The following is a 16,841-nucleotide window of genomic DNA, read 5'->3' as shown; positions in this document are numbered from 1 at the left end:
TTTTGGGTTCGGTTGGTATAATTAATCAGTTTTTCGTTAAATTGTCAAGGAAAAATTATCCATTTTTATGGACTTATTTTTATGATAAAATCAGAAATTTTAATGAATGACAAAACAAAAAAAACCATGCCAAAAGCATGGTTTTTAGAGTTGTATACGATTTTTTAAAAACCGTTAGCCATCGGGTCAAACGGTGGCGGTTCTTTTTTCACATACACTTCTTCGGGCTTATCTAAAATCGCACGGGTCACATGACCATCGGCAATCTCACGCAAAGCAAGCACAGTTGGCTTATCGCCTTCGGGAGTCACCAATGGGTCGGCACGCCCTGTGGCAAGCTGACGTGCTCGTCTTGACGCCACCAAAATCAAATCAAAACGGTTATCTACCGTATCCAAACAATCTTCAATCGTCACTCGTGCCATAAATCACACTCTTTACATTGATAACAATCTACTATTATAACAGATTTTTACTATTTTAAAAGCGGAAAATTAAGGTTTGGCACGCCCTAACTCACCAATAACTGACTGATTAATTTTTCATGGCGTACCGTTTGCTTGTCAATGGCAAGGCGATAGGCAGTGATGATGGCTTTTATCTCGGATAAAGCTACACCAAAATCATCGTTAATCACCACATAGTCAAAGTTTACATACTCTTGCATTTCACGCACCGCCCCTGCCAGTCTGGTTTCGATGACTTTGGTGGCGTCTTGGTTACGGTTCATCAGACGGCTACGCAGGGCATCGCGGCTTGGCGGCAGGATAAAAATCATCACCGCTTGAGGGATGAGTTTTTTGACTTGTAATGCCCCTTGCCAATCAATCTCCAAAATCACGTCCATGCCCGCACCGAGCAAATCATTGACCGCTGTCTTACTGGTGCCATAATAGTTGCCAAACACTTCAGCATGCTCCAAAAACTCACTCTCCCCCACCAAACGGATGAACTCATCTGTGTCAGTAAAATAATAATGCTCGCCATCAATCTCACCACGTCTAGGCTCACGGGTGGTGTGCGAGACGCTGACCACGAGATTTTTGGTAGTGGCGAGTAGCTCCTTGACCAGTGATGTCTTGCCTGTGCCTGAGGCGGCGGTGATGATAAAAAGCGTGCCTTGGGTGGGGTTTGGTGCATTCATAGACTCAACCAGCTTGATTTAACAAAATAAATGATAGATGTTGAGAAATTATAACACAAATTAACATATCTTAAAACGACAAATTATGGTAAAGTAAGCCGTTTTGATGTTGAGTTATTTGGAAATTTTTCATGCAAATCCTACTTGCCAATCCCCGTGGCTTTTGTGCTGGTGTCGACCGTGCCATTGCCATTGTCAATGAAGCCTTACGCCGTTTTAATCCGCCCATCTATGTCCGCCATGAAGTCGTCCACAACAAATTTGTGGTCGAAGACTTGGCTCGCCGTGGGGCGGTGTTTGTCGAAGAGCTTGACGAAGTACCTGATGGGGCGATTGTGATTTTCTCCGCTCATGGCGTATCCAAGGCGGTCGAAGATGAAGCGACACGCCGAGATTTGACTGTGTTTGATGCCACTTGCCCTTTGGTTACCAAAGTGCATATCGAGGTTGGCAAATTTGCCAAAGGCGGTATGGACGCCATTCTCATCGGACACGCAGGACACCCCGAAGTCGAAGGCACGATGGGGCGGTTTGACACCAGTTTTGGCGGTCACATTCATCTGGTCGAAGATGTGGATGACGTGGCGAATTTGGATTTTGGGGCGGACAAAGAGCTTGCCTTTGTCACGCAGACCACTTTATCCATGGACGACACCGCTCAAGTCATCGATGCCCTAAAAGACAAATTCCCCCAAATCAACGCTCCAAGAAAAGATGACATTTGCTATGCCACTCAAAACCGCCAAGATGCGGTGAAATCTTTGGCAAAAGAATGTGAGATTGTACTGGTGGTCGGCTCACCCAACTCATCGAACTCCAACCGTCTAAGAGAGCTTGCCGAACGACTCGGAGCAAAGGCGTATCTCATTGATAACGCTTCTCAGATGGATAGGGCGTGGTTTGATGGCGTGGATCGTGTGGGTGTTACCGCAGGTGCGTCTGCCCCCGAAGTGCTCATCAAAGAAGTGCTAGACACCCTACAAGACTGGGGGGCGGATACACCAACCGAGCTGTCGGGCATCGAAGAGAATGTTACCTTTTCTCTACCAAAGAGCTTACGATAATCATCAGGGTTTGTCATCAACCAGTCATAAACGAAACATCTATTTACAATTTATCAAGCAAAATGGCGAAAAATGGTTGTTCCTGCTTCTTAATTGAGCTACACTAAACCTGTAATCCACCATTGAAATTAAGACAGGTACAGCCATGACTCGCCAAACCGCTCATGATTTCACCGCTCATCATCCTACCATTTCGCTCACCACCCATGGCACTCGCCCTGCCATCATGACCGTCATTCATGGCGACAAGACACGTGCCATCAGCAACGACATGATTGTCCAAACCCTAACCAAATTAACCACATCCATCACACAAGCAACACCCAGACGACAGGTGGCATAAGGGTTTTATTCTACTCTTTTAGTAACAGTTTTTCAAACACCAACAGTTCCTGCTCCAACAATTGGGTCAGCTGTTCAATGTGTGGCAAGGCACTTTGGCAAGCGGTAATGCCAAAATCTATCTTGTCTTGATAATTGGTCAGCGTGATGTTCAAAGCTTGCCCATCTAGTAGCACCGATGCAGGGAAAATCCCCGTCAGTCTCGCCCCATTTAGATACATGGGGGTGTTATCTCCCGGTACATTTGAGATGATGAGATTAAAGGCTTGGCGGGTCGGCATCACGCCCGTGCTTAGATTGGCAAATGCCATGCCATAAGCAAGCAAGCTATAATTAATGACCTGTGCCTGATTCATGCGAGAAAATCGTTGTTTGCCATCATCCACGCTTGCCTTGATGCTCAAAAGACGCTCGGCAGGGTTGGATTTGTGCGTGGCAAGATTGGTGAGAATGAACGAGAGCTGATTGCCCATGGCACTTTTATCACGGCGAAGCGATATCGGCACAAAGGCAATGAGTGGCTTGGCAGGCAAGGCATCTTGGGCAAGTAGATATTCACGCAACGCCCCTGCACAGATGGCAAGCAGGACATCATTGGTCGTCGCCCCAAAATGCTCGGCAATCTTTGCAAATCGCCCTTTTTCAAATGAGACGAACGCCAGCTGGCGTGAACTGCTGATTTTTTGGTTTAAGATGGACTTGGGGGCATCAAAGGTGCTGGTGAAATGTGGATTTTTTTCCCCGAAGTGATTTTTGATACTATTAACCAACTCTCGCCCCACAGGATAGATAGTGGCAAGCTGTTCTTTGATGATTTTTAGGGGCGGTTTGTGAATGGGTAAGATGGTGTTGATTTGACTGCGGCATTTGGTGGATAACGACCAAAACGGGGCGGTCATCTTCTCTGTTTTGGATGCTGAGAGCGACATTTGAAGCAGTCGCATGGCGGCAATGCCATCTGTCATCGCATGATGAATTTTTAAAAATAACGCAAAGCGAGCATTGCCACCGTCATGAGCAGGGGCAAGCCCATCGATGAGATGAAATTCCCACAACGGCTTGGCTCTGTCCAACATCAGCCCATGCTCTCGTGAGATATAGTTGGTCAGCTCTTTGGTGCCACCAGGTTTGGGTAGGGCAACATGGCGAAAATGATGATTGACATCAAAATCCCCATCTCTCTCCCAAAACAGCCCCTTGCTTAGCACTTGATTAAAAGGAAAGCTCGGCTTGGTGCGAGTTACTTCAATATCTGCCACCAACTTTGCCAAAAAATCATCGCCCGCCCCGTCAGGCAACTCAAAAATACACAAACCCGAAACGTGCATCGGCTCCTTGCGAGTTTCAAGCATCAAAAATACATGGTCAATGGCATTTAAAGCACGCACGTGTTGTCCTTAATTGATAAAATATGTTTTTAAAAGTGGATAAAAATGACAGGTTAATGACATCAAAAAAGGTAATTAGTATAACAAATTTTTGTAAAAAATTTTATCAATCCATGACTATTTTTAAAAATTTTTTTCAATAAAAAAGAGCGAAACACTTAGGCTCGCTCTTTTTATTATGCTGTTTTTATAAAATAGCAATCATCACTTACTTTCAAGCTGTGGCACGGCATTACCGCCCGACAATCCCAAAAGCCCTGCACCTGCATAAATGCCGAGTTTGGCACGAGTGTCTGAAATGTCAAGATTACGCATGGTCAGCTGTCCGATACGGTCGGTTGCGGTAAAGCTTGCATCTTCTACTTTTTCCATAGACAGGCGTTCAGGCTCATAGGTGAGATTTGGCGACTTGGTGTCCAGGATAGAGTAGTCGTTACCACGGCGTAGTTCTAGCACCACTTCGCCGGTAATGGCTTTGGCGACCCAACGCTGTGCGGTCTCACGGAGCATAAGAGCTTGGCTGTCAAACCAGCGACCTTGATAGAGTAGGCGACCCAAACGCAGTCCGTTAATGCGATACTGTTCAATGGTGTCTTCGTTGTGAATGCCCGTAACCAAGCGTTCGTAGGCGATGTGCAGTAGTGCCATACCAGGGGCTTCATAAATGCCACGAGATTTGGCTTCGATGATACGATTCTCAATCTGGTCGGTCATGCCCAAGCCGTGTCGTCCGCCGATTTCGTTGGCTTTTAGCATAAGAGCCACAGGATCATCAAATTTTTCGCCATTTAATGCCACAGGATTGCCTTCAAAAAATTCCACCGTAACGGTCTCAGGCTTAATCTCCACGCTTTCGTCCCAGTAGCGTACGCCCATGATAGGTTCGACGATTTTGTGGCTTGCATTCAAAAACTCCAAATCTTTGGCTTCATGTGTCGCCCCAAGCATATTTGAGTCGGTAGAATACGCCTTTTCTTTGCTCATTTTGTAGTCAAAGCCGTTGTCAATCAAGAACTGGCTCATCTCCGCTCGTCCGCCAAGTTCATCAATGAAGGTCTCGTCCAGCCAAGGCTTATAAATTCTAAGCTTAGGATTGGTCAGTAGCCCATAGCGATAAAAACGCTCAATGTCATTACCCTTGTAGGTTGAGCCATCCCCCCAAATGTCCACGCCGTCGTCGCTCATGGCGGTTACGAGCATCGTGCCTGTTACCGCACGTCCTAGCGGTGTGGTATTAAAATACGGCATACCACCTGTTGTGATATGAAACGCTCCGCACTGTATCGCACAAATACCTTCACGAGCAAGCTGGGTACGGCAATCCACAAGGCGAGCCTTCTCTGCCCCGTATTGCATGGCTTTGGCAGAGATTGAATCATAGTCGGACTCATCGGGCTGTCCTAGATTGGCAGTATAAGCATAAGGCATTGCCCCTTTTTGCTTAATCCACAAAATGGCGGCGGACGTATCCAAACCGCCCGAAAATGCGATACCTACCTTTTCGCCCACGGGCAAAGATTCTAAAATGGTGCTACTCATACCAACTCCAATTTTCATAAAATAAAAGAATGCAATCCAAAAATTATAACACTTTTGGCAAATCTTAGGGTGAAAATTTTAAAAATTTGGCAAATTTTCACAAAAATAGGCGAAAAATTTTTAAAAATTTGCTAAACTAGTAAAATTTAAAATAGTGAACATTTTTAAAATTGATAACCCAATCATCATAAAGCCATGACTGCCCCAACCCTATGATAACCTTAAAAATAGACACCACCGCCCAAAGTTTGACCGTATTTGATGGTGATAAGCTCATCAAAATCCTGCCTGTCTCTACCGCCAAAAATGGCACAGGACAACTTGAAAATACAGGGTGCACCCCGCTTGGCAGACATATCATCAATGACAAAATCGGGGGCGAACACCCCAAAAATGCCGTCTTTGTCGGACGAGTGTTTACAGGTGAGATCTATGATGACAAATTGGGGCAAACCAATCCTGATAGGGACTGGATTTTGAGTCGGATTTTGTGGTTAAAAGGTGTGGAAAACGGCTATAATCTTGGCAAAACCGCAGACGGTACGGTGTGCGATACCCACGCCCGATATATCTACATTCACGGCACGCCCGATACCGAGCCTGTGGGCGTGCCGATGTCGCATGGCTGTATTCGTATGAGAAATGATGACGTGGTGTGGCTATATGATGTGGTAGATGTGGGGACACAAGTGTTAATCATTTAGCCTATTTATCAAAAATATTTTCATCTTTTAAAAAGGCAATTTATGAAATATTTATTACTAATTCCTATTATCATATTAACCGCTTGTGTGAATATTCCCCACAAATCTGATAATAAAAAACCACAAATCACACAAACTGCCCAGTCGGATATTTTTATTATTTATTTTGACAAAGACAAAAAAGACAATTTATTAACACACATCAATCATCATCACGATGAGGTTGTTTATTTATATGACAACATAAATGCCGTGGCGGTAAAAATCACGGCAACTGATTTAGATAAACAAATACAATCTTATCAAGCGATTGATGGTGTTTTACAAATCACCAAAAACCAAACCATGCAATTGTATTAAATTAAAACAGAAAAAGGTAATTATGAATTTACAAAAAGTTGATTTAAACCTGATTGTTTATCTAGACGTATTACTGCGTGAAAAAAACGTTACCCGTGCCGCCGAACAGCTTGGCATTACTCAGCCTGCGATGAGTAATATTTTACGCAGATTACGTTCGCTGTTTAATGACCCCTTGCTCGTGCGGTCGTCCGAAGGCATGACCCCCACCGAGCGAGCGAGCGAGTTACAGCCACGCATTCGTGAGATACTCTCGGACGTGGGGACGCTGTTGGAGCCACGCACCGAGTTTCGTCCGTATAGCACATCTCGGGTGTTTCGGATTATGACATCGGACTATGCCGAAGCCACGCTTGTGCCACGCCTTGTTAAAGCCTTGCGAAGTGAAGCCCCCAACGTGATTTTGGACTTTTTGACCCCGTCTGATGTGTCATATCGGGACATGGAACAAGGGCGAGTGGATTTGGCGATTAACCGCTTTAATGAGATACCACAAAGTTTTCATCAGGTACTGGTGTGGCGTGATACGTTTAGTTGTCTGCTGTCGGCAGAATCGCCCCATTTGCACCGTTTTAACCTAAAAAACTACCTAAAAGCTCAGCACGTCTGGGTGTCTAAGACGGGCATGGGTGTGGGTTTTGGGGTCAATCCTGAAAAATCGGGCGGTCTGGGTTCTATCGACCAAGCCTTACAGCGACTGGGACAAAAACGCCAAATCAGTGTCTTTACTCGCCACTACCAAATGCCTGCCATGCTCGCCGCCAACAAAGACCTGATTGCCACGCTACCCACTCGTGTGGCAAACCTGCAAGCCCAAAATAATCCGCAAATCGCGGTCAAAGAACCGCCGTTTTTTATCCCTGAATTTGAACTCAAAATGGCGTGGTCGCCCCTACTACAACACCACCCTGCTCATAAATGGCTAAGACAGCTTATCATTCATGTGGCACGGCAAATCATGGCAGAAGAAGACGCCAAACTGCGTCAATAAAACAACCATTGAAGCTGTTGTATTATTTTTAGAATTTTAGAAATTAGGGTACGCCGCCTTTGATATCTCCTTGAAAACGAGCAATTTTTCTCATTTTTATGGCAAATACAAAAAGCAGGCACGCCCTAGTGTATGAAATAAAGGCAAAAAAATCCCCAAGTCAGGGGAGACTTAGGGGATTAAACTGGAAAAACCAGTTAAAAATGGCGCAGCGGACGGGACTCGAACCCGCGACCCCCGGCGTGACAGGCCGGTATTCTAACCAACTGAACTACCGCTGCTAAGGTCGCTAATCTTTTTTAACCATAAAAGATTTAAAATGGTGGGCGGTAACGGATTCGAACCGCTGACCCTCTGCTTGTAAGGCAGACGCTCTACCAACTGAGCTAACCGCCCGAACTTGACTTACTTAACTATTTTAATAAACAATTTAAACCATGTTTATTTGTTATGTATGTCGTTCGTTGTGGTGCGTATTATATAGATTTTTTGGTGGGTGTCAAACACTTTTTGTAAAAATTTTAAATAAAATTTATAAGCCATTGAAATTTATAAAATTATTTTTTAAAAATTATTTTATAAAATTTCCTATCCGTTTTCACTAGGGCGTGCCTGCCTTTGGTATTTGCAATGAAAAATGAGAAAAATCGCACGTTTTTCAAGGAAAAAGTGAAGTTTGATAGTTATTCTATCAAACGAGCTTTTGACGATGAAAAACAAGATTTAGCCATTTTTCATGCAAAAATTGATAAAAGTGTTAAACCTTCGTCTTATTTTATAAATAAAAATGTTATCAATGTTCAGCACACCCTAATCACCCCGAACATATCGCTCCACTTCATGCAGTCGCTCCATCGTGCCGACATCGACCCATTTGTCGCTCAGTATCTCGCCACTGACACGCCCCCCTACCATCGCCGAACGTAGCAGTGGTGCCAGTGGTGCTATCTCGCCCACGCCCACGCCTGCCACTATCTGTGGCGACATCACACTAATGCCAGCAAAGGTGTGGTTGTTGCCATCGTCGCTTTTTAGTCCGACCCTGCCCGCCCCCCCTGCCGACATCTGTACCAGAGAAAAATCGCCCGTGGGGTTATGCTCAGGATTGGCGGTCAGCATCAGATGAGCCAGATTGTCGCCAAGGCTGTGATGAGCCAGCCCATCAAACGCAAACTCACTCCACACATCGCCATTAATAAGCAAAAACGGCTCGTCTCTTAGCTTCCCACGAGCCAGTGCATAGCGTATGCCCCCTGCCGTCTCCAAAGGTTCGGGCAGGACACTCTCATCAGATATGTGGATATTCACACCAAAATCACGACCTTGAAAAAAGTCAATAATCACACCGCCTAGATAACCGACATTTAGAGTAATGTCGGTAATGCCTGCCTGTTTTAGGCGTTCGATGTGCCACACTATCAAGGGCTTTTGTGCCACCATCACAAGGGGCTTGGGCGTGGTCAGGGTCAAAGGACGCATTCTAGTGCCTTTACCTGCCGATAAAATCATGGCTTGGGTTATCATGGTTTGCCTTTTATAAACATCATTTTTATATAATGATTGGGGTTTTTGAATTAATTATCTTGATAAAATTAACCCCATCAATTTTAAAATTAAAAATATCAAACATTAAAATAAAAATAGGACAATTTATCATATCATCATCCTATTTTATTTATACCGATATAAAGACCTGAGTATACGCAGGTAGGATTTTTTGCTGAATGAATTCATTAAAAGTGGCATAAACATCATCGCCCTGCTCACTTAACCATTTTAGCTCACGGCACAAATCATTCATCACTTTGGGGATGTTTTGCAAATAACGCTCTTTACCATCTCGCTGATACAGACGAATGAAAATCCCCAATACTTTTAAATGTCGCTGTACGCCCATGATATTGACATTTTTGGTAAAGTCATGCAAAGTCATGTTAGGGTTTTTTAATTCATAAAAGACCCCAATCTGCTCATTCACCCACGTCTCATCCACATCAATGTACGCATCTCGCACCAGACTCACCAAATCATAAGTATCCGCCCCAATCACCGCATCTTGAAAATCAATCACGCCCAGCTCATCGGACGCTTTATCTTGCATGAGATTGCGACTGTGATAATCGCGATGAACGATGACTTTGGGCTGACTTTGGACATCAGTGATGACTTGTTTTTTTAGTCGCTCCCATAATAACTCATCATCGGATGTAAATGCCACGTTGATATATGGCAAGAACCATTGGCTAAATAAATCCATCTCATCATTTAATTTCTCATCGCTATATGCTGGCAAATCAACATCAATATCCAAATCCTGTAACTTGATTAATGTCTCGTAGGCTTTTTGATAATAGCGAGTCACATTTGCTTTATCATCTTTGATTAAATGAGCAAATTCAGTCGCACCAAAGTCTTGTAACAATAAAAAACCCTTAGGAATGTCTTGGGCGATGATGTCAGGCACATTCACCGCTTCACTCATGATACCTGCCACCGCTACAAATTCGGTCACACTTTCTTTGTCAGGCGGAGCATCCATCAAAAGATACGTCATTTCATCTTTATCATGTTCGCTTGCCACCTTAAAATGAATGCGATGATAACGGCGAAAACTGGCATCCCCTGCCAAGCTCTCTACCGTAAAACCAGCGGTTAGGTGATTGTTTAAAAAATTCATCATCTCATCATGGCGAGTCATGGTATGCCCTTATGGTTAAAATGGTTTAGTTAAATGATTTGGTTAAATGATTAAACAGGTGCCATAGTTTAGCGGATTTTTGGGTGTTACACCAGTCATTTTCGGTGTATTATTTTTTACTGGCACATTTTTATAAGAAATAGAGCGTGTTAAAACTTTATAACAGAATTTAAAATTTAGAAATATTTTAGAAATAAAAGGATGTTTTTGCATGAAAAATGTGCAACTCCCCTGCTTTTAAAATAGGCATTTTTCATTGCAAATACAAAAGGCAGGCACGCCCTAATAAAAACTATTTAATTTTAAATCAAAAATAGGGTAAAATAGCCAATCTTACTTTATATTTAAAATCACCCTAAGTCAATCAGGTAACATCATGGCACGTGGACAGGCAACACAGAGCAAACAGGGCAGACAAAAACAGGATTTTTTTGGCAAAAAGCACGAACTGACCATCTGTGTCGGCATGGCGTTGTTTGGTGTATTGCCTACCCTAAGTCACGCCCAAAGTTTTGTAACATCTGATGACATCACACGCCCAAACGCCAACAGCATGATGAGCCATACGCCCACGCCTGCCACCGTTCAAGCGACCACAGGGGCAAAGATAGAGACTAACTCAACCGATGACGGCTTGGGATTTGTCGCCAGCACCAATAACACCCAAACCGCCAATTCTGCCCCCACCATCACTCAGCCCAAACCTGCTCATCTGTCTTATCATGCCGTCACTTCGCATGACCCCCAATACAGCCCTGAATACAGCACACGGGGCAATCCACATCTTGATAATAACCCATATCTTGATAATAAATTAACAAACAACAAACAGGGCGATAAATCAAATCACAACCCAAAACCCACGTCATTTGTCACATCAGATACTCATGGCATTCATAACAGCCATAACAGTCAAACCATTTCAAACAGCAAAGGCAATCAAAGCACGACATTTATCAGCAGTGACAACATCAGCCAAGACCATCATGCCAACACACAAAAAAGCCAAAGTCTTGCCAAACTTGCCCAATATTATCACGCCAAGCCAAGCACAAGCGGACATGTGGCACGCTGTGAAGGGGTGTGGGTACAGCCCAAGCGAGAGAGCCTAAGCCAAAGTTTGGGCTATCGGGATCATGGCGATGATAACGACACTTTCTACGCCCAAGCCGACTACGGCTACTATGACAATAAAGACTACGCCGAGCTTGCTGGCAATGTCATCATCGAACAAAACGGCCAGCAAATCGTCGCTGACAAGCTCATCTATCAGCCCAGCACAAGACAAATGCGTGCCACAGGGCAAGTGCTGTTTAGTGATGACAGACCACCCAGTACTGGCGGTAGCAAGGTAAGCGGTGCAGGGATTATCGGGGTTGCCGATAACTTATACTATGCCGATGATGGCAGAACTGCCACCGCTCATGATGTCGCCTTTGCCAGCACCACCATGAACGCCCACGGGCATGCCCACACCCTAAACAAAGTCGGCGATAACCAATACCACATGCAGGACGTGATGTTCTCCACCTGCCCGCCAACCGAACGCAAATGGCATTTGGACGCCAGTAGCATTGACATCGATAACGACACAGGGCGTGGTGTGGCAAAAAACAGCACACTCAGAATCGGTAACGTGCCCGTCTTTTATTTGCCATATTTTAACTTTCCCATTGATGACAGACGTGCCAGTGGCTTTTTGTTACCGACGGCAGGGTTTGGCTCGGACAGTTTTGAGATTAGCACGCCCTATTACCTAAACCTTGCCCCAAACTATGATGCCACCATCACGCCCACGGTGTTTAGTAGCAAAAACCCCATGCTCACGGGCGAGTTTCGCTATCTGACACAGCACGTCGGGGCAGGCGTGTTACGTGGTTCTTTATTGCCCAATGACCGCAAATACAATAACGAAGACCGCAAAAGCCTGTTTTATGACCACTATTGGCAGTCCAAACGCCACCCCCATCTGTCCGCCTACGCTCATTATCGCTACGTCTCGGACAGCAGTTATCTTAATGACTTTGACACGCTTGGCATCGAAGGCAACCCACTTAACCTACCACGCAACATCGGGGCAAGCTACTACAATGACTACATCAGTGCCGATTTGCGAGCTGAGACCTTTCAGACGTTATATGGTAAAAATAACGACGGCACGACCATCCTAGACAAAGACAAGCCTTACTCACGCCTGCCCCAGTTGTCGGTGCATTATCGCTTGCCAAAACTTGTCAATGAATTTGACGTGCTAAACCGCCTAAAAGTAGAAGGGGTTCACAACTCTGCCTATTTTAAAAAATCCATCAAAGACAACTCCGAGACGGAAAAATCAGGCTTTCGCATGTACAACCAACTCTCGGCAAGTTACCCGATGACTCGCTCATGGGGCTATGCTACGCCATCGCTTGCCTTGACACATCTGCATGTATCTTATGATGAAGACAGCCTTATCGGACAAAATCTGACCGAAGACGAAGGCACTTATTCAGTATTCGCTCCTAGGGTTGGGTTGGATACGGGGCTGTTTTTTGAAAAGGCAGGTTCGCCCTTTGGACTGTATGACGACAGCTTGGGCGGTCATCAAGTCATCATGCCACGCCTAAAATACACCTACATCCCTTACAAAGACCAAAGCAACATCCCCAACTTTGAGACCGCCATCGGGCAGATTAGCTACGACCGCCTACTGTCCGATTCGTGGTTCTTAGGCTATGCCCGCATTGGCGACTTGCACGCCATCACCCCTGCTCTGCATTATCGCTATGTGGATGGGTCAGGTCTGACACGCTTTGATGGAGGCATTGCCGAGCAGATTTATTTAGATGACATTCGTGTGGGCTTAGATGACAGCCAAATCTTTACAGGTAGCACATCAGGGATGGCATGGCGAGCTTCTGCTCAGCCGACGGATAACTTTTGGGTAGAAGCTGGTGGGGCATTTACCCCCAGCTACGACCTAAGTGCCATCGTCGCTCAGCTACGTTATCAGCCCAGTGATAATCAGCTGTACAACTTTGGCGTCATCGAACGCAAAGACAACCCCGCCACAGGTCAGCTTGCCCTATCGGCTTATACCGCCTCCGCTGTCTTTCCCATCAACAACCGCTGGCGTGTCATGACCCAAGCCCAATACGACTATAAAAATGACCGCCTGCTTGATGCCCTAGTCGGGGTCAATTACGAAGATTGCTGTTATGGCTTATCGGTCTACGCTCGTCGTTATCGCAACGACCTAAACCCCGAAGCAGGAGTGGACAATGCTGTCATGGCGGAGATTCGCCTAAATGGCATTACCAGTGGCGGTAAGCTAAACCGCCTGATGTCTGATAAAGTCTTGGGTTATGATACCGTCAATCAAGCATGGCAACAGGATTATTAATTTATTTAAATCATAGCATTTGACGAGATGATGATGAAATGCTAAACTGGTTTGGTTTATCTATTAACAATTTTATAGGAACAACAATGAAACACCCCCTTATCCAATCCCTACTTGCCATCAGCCTGAGCCTAGGCATGGCGACGGTCGCCACCGCCAACACCCCTAGCGTGACAAGCAGTGCCGATGGTATTTTGGCACAGGTCAATGACGAAATTATCCTAAAAAGCGAGTTCATTACAGCCAGTCAAGCCATGGCTCGTGAATATCGTGACAGGGGCATCGCTCTATCTAATGCCGAAGTCCAAAACCTTACCATGGATGCACTCATCACGCGCAAATTACAGCTTGGACTGGTAAAACGTGCAGGGTTTAGCCCCAATGAAAATGCGGTCAATCGTGAACTGCTCGCCATCGCCAACCAAGAAGGGTTTGACAACTTGGCAGATTTTCAACGCTCGCTTGATGGCAAACGGTTAAGCAGTTATGCCGAACTTCGCCGTCAAGTCATCGAAGATGCAAGCCTAGTGGCATTATGGCAAGCCCAAGTCCGTCCACGCATTAACATCAGCGAGCAGGAAGTCAATGCCTTTTTAAACTCGCCCGAAGGACAACAAATCCCTGCCGAACAGGTGCTTATCCCCGAATGGCAAACCAGTCATATTTTGGTCAAAGTTGATGATGCTCAAAGTGATGCCATGGCACAACAAAAAATCAACGCCCTATACAGCGAACTACAAAAAGGAGCGGACTTTGGGGCGATGGCAGCCACCTATTCTGATGACACAGGCTCTGCCACCCAAAACGGTCGCCTAGGCTGGGTCACTGACGGGCAGATGGTCAAAGAATTTGAAGCGACGATGAAAAATACTGTCGCTGGTGATTTTTCCACCCCGTTTCGCACGCAGTTTGGCTGGCACATCCTAAAAGTGGAGAACACTCGCCAGCGAGACATGAGTAATGAAGCACGCAAAGACAAAGCTCGTGAGATACTGTTTAGCCGTCAAGCTCCCCAAGCCGAAGAAGACTGGGTGGATGAACTAAAAGCTGGGGCTTATATTAAGATTTTTGAATAATTTTACAAATATCAAAAGACGGCTTAATGGTCGTCTTTTTTATCATCCGCTTTTAGCATTCTGCTTTTCCAAACAACTCGATTCCCATCAAAAACTACCCATCAATCACAAAAACAACACCGTTTATCAATAATTTTTCATAAAACCACTCCTATTGTAAAATTTTTAGTATAATTCTATGTTAATTTTTATTAATTCAAACCATTGATTTTATCAATAAATAACCTATCTCTTGGAACTTAAGGATATTCTATGAATCACATTTATCGAGTTGTTTTTAACCACGCCACAGGCACTTATCAATGTGTATCAGAATTTGCCAAAGCCCGTGGCAAGACCAAGTCAGTCAAGACATTGGCATTGGCGATTGGAATAATCTTAACAAGCAATGCAGGTGCGGTTATCTATGAAGGGGACATCCGCCTGACCGACGGTGAGCTAACCTATGGAACCCTGGAAATAAGAAAGGGGGCAACCGTACAAGCAGGCACGCTGAACATTCACAAAATGCTAGGAGCAGATGGGGAGGCACTTATCCACGAAAACAGCCATCTAAAGCTAAATGGCGATTTGAAAATTGGCAAATCATCAACAGGCGTACTAACTCTAGATGACAACAACAATGACCCAGCCCAACAAAATAGCAGTGTAGAAGTTGCTAGAACATTAACGATAGGGAAAGACAAACCCATCACCACCAGCACTAACCCTGTGGAGAATGCCAGTTTTGTGAACGTATTTGGCAATCATACCTTAACCGCCCATCACGCCATTGTCGGCAAAGAAGGCAATGGCTATTTGACGGTATGGCGAAATCAAGACAACGAGAATATTAAATTTAATAGACTAGACATTGGTGGCACAGCCAATACCAATGAAACAGGGACAGGCACAGTCAGCCTTGTTGGTGCAGACATTCAGGCAGAGACCATTTATGTGGGCAATGCAGGCAAAGGCACCTTTAATGCCAAAGATGGGAGTTACATTAGAGGCGAATTATTGCAAATTGGGATGGAAAAAGGTGGTACGGGCGAGCTAACCTTACAAAATAATTCAGTTGCCAGACTAACCGACATCGTTGTGGGTGGGGCAGGTACTGGCAAACTTGTCGCAAAAAACAATGACAGTAGTATTGTCGCAGACACCCTAACCATTGCCGCCAAAACAGGTAGTCGTGGCGATGTTTTGATAGAAGATAATGCATATCTTGAAGTACAAGACATCACTGTTGGTGAGCAAGGTGTTGGCAATTTAACCTTCAAACAATTATGGCAAATCCACCCAATTCAAAATATTACACTTGGTAAATCACAAACAGGTGTCGGCACACTACATCTTGACACAGAAACTAGCACAGCTATTAACACTATTACCGTTGGTGAACAAGGGCAAGGCGTACTCAAAATCACAGGTACAGACAAACAGCCAGCCATGCTCGAAGTTCACCAAATTCAAAGAAGCCCCGATGCTCAACGCTCAGAAATACACCTCAATGGTGCAGGACTGGTTTTCACTCAAGATCAAAACAATTTGTTTGCAGGATTTAATCAAAACAACAAAATTGAGATTGGCAAAGAAGGTCTATGGGTGCAAATGGGCGACTTACACAGGGATGACACACCCGCCAATGTCATTATCAATCCCGAGGCAGTCATTACAGGAGATGTAGGACAAACCGTTGCAGTTACTATAGATGAACAAAACGAGTTTGTTTCGGGTGGTTTTATTATGAATGGTTCAGGAATGCTAACCTTGTCTGAAAACTCCAAAAAATTCACAGGCGACATCGGAGCCATTGATGGCACACTCAAAATAGATGGCAATCTTAAGATGGCTGGCGAAAATCTGGTTATCGGCATTTCAGACTACAATGAAGACAGCAAAATTATAAAGATGACCGTTATGGCAAAGTAATTGTTACGGGCACTGCTGACATTGACAATGGCAACCTAAAAGCCCTAACCCAAGACTTTATTAAGGACACCAACAAATCAACAGTTTGGCACAATGTTTTGACAGCGGGCACTCTAAATGGTCGATTCAAAAACATTACAGACAATAGTCCACTTGTGGATTTTGAAGCAGATTATAGTGATACCAACAAAGTACATTTAAAATTAGCACAGCAAGGCTCAACGCCAACGCCAACGCCA

Annotated in this window: 14 protein-coding genes and 2 tRNA genes; 8 read left to right on the top strand and 8 right to left on the bottom strand. The window is 44.8% G+C overall.

Annotated features, from left to right (window positions below; all coding sequences use genetic code 11):
• Window positions 1-164: 164 nt before the first annotated feature.
• Window positions 165-425 carry a DNA-directed RNA polymerase subunit omega gene (gene rpoZ / locus B5J94_RS10615; protein WP_062500264.1) on the bottom strand — a complete coding sequence of 87 codons (261 nt, stop codon included), beginning with the start codon at window positions 423-425 and terminating at the stop codon, window positions 165-167.
• 86 nt (window positions 426-511) lie between these two features.
• Window positions 512-1,144, bottom strand: coding sequence for a guanylate kinase (gmk, locus tag B5J94_RS10610; protein ID WP_062500267.1), 633 nt, complete (start codon window positions 1,142-1,144; stop codon window positions 512-514).
• Between the two features lie 131 nt (window positions 1,145-1,275).
• Here gmk and ispH point away from each other — a divergent pair, with 131 nt between their 5' ends.
• Window positions 1,276-2,208 carry a 4-hydroxy-3-methylbut-2-enyl diphosphate reductase gene (ispH, locus tag B5J94_RS10605; protein WP_062500269.1) on the top strand — a complete coding sequence of 311 codons (933 nt, stop codon included), beginning with the start codon at window positions 1,276-1,278 and terminating at the stop codon, window positions 2,206-2,208.
• Window positions 2,209-2,353: 145 nt separating this feature from the next.
• On the top strand, window positions 2,354-2,551 hold the full coding sequence (locus B5J94_RS10600; RefSeq protein ID WP_062500271.1) for a hypothetical protein: 198 nt from the start codon (window positions 2,354-2,356) through the stop codon (window positions 2,549-2,551).
• Between the two features lie 10 nt (window positions 2,552-2,561).
• On the opposite strand, the gene B5J94_RS10595 is transcribed toward B5J94_RS10600, so the two are convergent.
• Together B5J94_RS10595 and argG are read right to left on the bottom strand one after the other, a co-directional pair.
• The gene (locus B5J94_RS10595; protein ID WP_062500273.1) at window positions 2,562-3,938 is read right to left on the bottom strand and encodes a WS/DGAT/MGAT family O-acyltransferase; all 1,377 of its coding nucleotides are present in this window, start codon (window positions 3,936-3,938) and stop codon (window positions 2,562-2,564) included.
• A 204-nt stretch (window positions 3,939-4,142) separates the two neighbouring features.
• A complete protein-coding gene (gene argG, locus B5J94_RS10590; protein ID WP_062500275.1) occupies window positions 4,143-5,477 on the bottom strand; it encodes an argininosuccinate synthase in 1,335 nt (444 codons plus the stop codon).
• Between the two features lie 212 nt (window positions 5,478-5,689).
• Here argG and B5J94_RS10585 point away from each other — a divergent pair, with 212 nt between their 5' ends.
• Genes B5J94_RS10585 through B5J94_RS10575 form a run of 3 tightly spaced genes read left to right on the top strand, consistent with a single transcriptional unit; the run spans window position 5,690 to window position 7,532 of the window.
• Window positions 5,690-6,181, top strand: a complete 492-nt coding sequence (locus B5J94_RS10585) for a L,D-transpeptidase (RefSeq protein ID WP_062500277.1) — start codon at window positions 5,690-5,692, stop codon at window positions 6,179-6,181.
• Between the two features lie 42 nt (window positions 6,182-6,223).
• Complete coding sequence (locus B5J94_RS10580) at window positions 6,224-6,541, top strand: hypothetical protein (protein ID WP_062500279.1); 318 nt, start codon at window positions 6,224-6,226, stop codon at window positions 6,539-6,541.
• Between the two features lie 22 nt (window positions 6,542-6,563).
• Window positions 6,564-7,532 carry a LysR family transcriptional regulator gene (locus tag B5J94_RS10575; RefSeq protein WP_062500281.1) on the top strand — a complete coding sequence of 323 codons (969 nt, stop codon included), beginning with the start codon at window positions 6,564-6,566 and terminating at the stop codon, window positions 7,530-7,532.
• Window positions 7,533-7,736: 204 nt separating this feature from the next.
• On the opposite strand, the gene B5J94_RS10570 is transcribed toward B5J94_RS10575, so the two are convergent.
• The 4 genes from B5J94_RS10570 to B5J94_RS10555 all read right to left on the bottom strand — a co-directional run bounded on the left by B5J94_RS10570 (window position 7,737) and on the right by B5J94_RS10555 (window position 10,230).
• A tRNA-Asp gene (locus B5J94_RS10570) sits at window positions 7,737-7,813 on the bottom strand.
• 39 nt (window positions 7,814-7,852) lie between these two features.
• Window positions 7,853-7,928 (bottom strand) — tRNA-Val (locus tag B5J94_RS10565).
• A gap of 414 nt (window positions 7,929-8,342) precedes the next feature.
• Window positions 8,343-9,056, bottom strand: a complete 714-nt coding sequence (locus B5J94_RS10560; RefSeq protein WP_062499955.1) for a nucleotidyltransferase family protein — start codon at window positions 9,054-9,056, stop codon at window positions 8,343-8,345.
• 151 nt (window positions 9,057-9,207) lie between these two features.
• Window positions 9,208-10,230, bottom strand: a complete 1,023-nt coding sequence (locus B5J94_RS10555; protein WP_062499957.1) for an aminoglycoside phosphotransferase family protein — start codon at window positions 10,228-10,230, stop codon at window positions 9,208-9,210.
• 376 nt (window positions 10,231-10,606) lie between these two features.
• On the opposite strand from B5J94_RS10555, the gene B5J94_RS10550 reads away from it, so the two are divergent.
• The 3 genes from B5J94_RS10550 to B5J94_RS10540 all read left to right on the top strand — a co-directional run bounded on the left by B5J94_RS10550 (window position 10,607) and on the right by B5J94_RS10540 (window position 16,602).
• On the top strand, window positions 10,607-13,612 hold the full coding sequence (locus tag B5J94_RS10550) for an LPS-assembly protein LptD (protein WP_062499959.1): 3,006 nt from the start codon (window positions 10,607-10,609) through the stop codon (window positions 13,610-13,612).
• A gap of 86 nt (window positions 13,613-13,698) precedes the next feature.
• On the top strand, window positions 13,699-14,688 hold the full coding sequence (locus B5J94_RS10545; protein WP_062499961.1) for a peptidylprolyl isomerase: 990 nt from the start codon (window positions 13,699-13,701) through the stop codon (window positions 14,686-14,688).
• A gap of 252 nt (window positions 14,689-14,940) precedes the next feature.
• Window positions 14,941-16,602 (top strand): ESPR domain-containing protein, encoded by a 1,662-nt coding sequence (locus tag B5J94_RS10540; RefSeq protein WP_062499963.1) that lies wholly within the window; start codon window positions 14,941-14,943, stop codon window positions 16,600-16,602.
• Window positions 16,603-16,841 lie beyond the last annotated feature (239 nt).

Source organism: Moraxella lacunata (assembly GCF_002027545.1).
GTDB classification, from domain to species: domain Bacteria; phylum Pseudomonadota; class Gammaproteobacteria; order Pseudomonadales; family Moraxellaceae; genus Moraxella; species Moraxella lacunata.
The sequence above is the reverse complement of the archived record's forward strand: the minus strand, read 5'-3'. Positions and strand labels throughout refer to the sequence as shown.

Bases quoted from the DNA above. Each gene is read 5' to 3' on its own strand.
- B5J94_RS10585 (WP_062500277.1), top strand. From the start codon at position 5,690: ATGATAACCTTAAAAATAGACACCACCGCCCAAAGTTTGACCGTATTT.
- gmk (WP_062500267.1), bottom strand. From the start codon at position 1,144: ATGAATGCACCAAACCCCACCCAAGGCACGCTTTTTATCATCACCGCC.
- B5J94_RS10545 (WP_062499961.1), top strand. From the start codon at position 13,699: ATGAAACACCCCCTTATCCAATCCCTACTTGCCATCAGCCTGAGCCTA.
- B5J94_RS10555 (WP_062499957.1), bottom strand. From the start codon at position 10,230: ATGACTCGCCATGATGAGATGATGAATTTTTTAAACAATCACCTAACC.
- B5J94_RS10560 (WP_062499955.1), bottom strand. From the start codon at position 9,056: ATGATAACCCAAGCCATGATTTTATCGGCAGGTAAAGGCACTAGAATG.
- B5J94_RS10575 (WP_062500281.1), top strand. From the start codon at position 6,564: ATGAATTTACAAAAAGTTGATTTAAACCTGATTGTTTATCTAGACGTA.
- B5J94_RS10540 (WP_062499963.1), top strand. From the start codon at position 14,941: ATGAATCACATTTATCGAGTTGTTTTTAACCACGCCACAGGCACTTAT.
- rpoZ (WP_062500264.1), bottom strand. From the start codon at position 425: ATGGCACGAGTGACGATTGAAGATTGTTTGGATACGGTAGATAACCGT.
- B5J94_RS10550 (WP_062499959.1), top strand. From the start codon at position 10,607: ATGGCACGTGGACAGGCAACACAGAGCAAACAGGGCAGACAAAAACAG.
- B5J94_RS10580 (WP_062500279.1), top strand. From the start codon at position 6,224: ATGAAATATTTATTACTAATTCCTATTATCATATTAACCGCTTGTGTG.
- ispH (WP_062500269.1), top strand. From the start codon at position 1,276: ATGCAAATCCTACTTGCCAATCCCCGTGGCTTTTGTGCTGGTGTCGAC.
- B5J94_RS10600 (WP_062500271.1), top strand. From the start codon at position 2,354: ATGACTCGCCAAACCGCTCATGATTTCACCGCTCATCATCCTACCATT.
- argG (WP_062500275.1), bottom strand. From the start codon at position 5,477: ATGAGTAGCACCATTTTAGAATCTTTGCCCGTGGGCGAAAAGGTAGGT.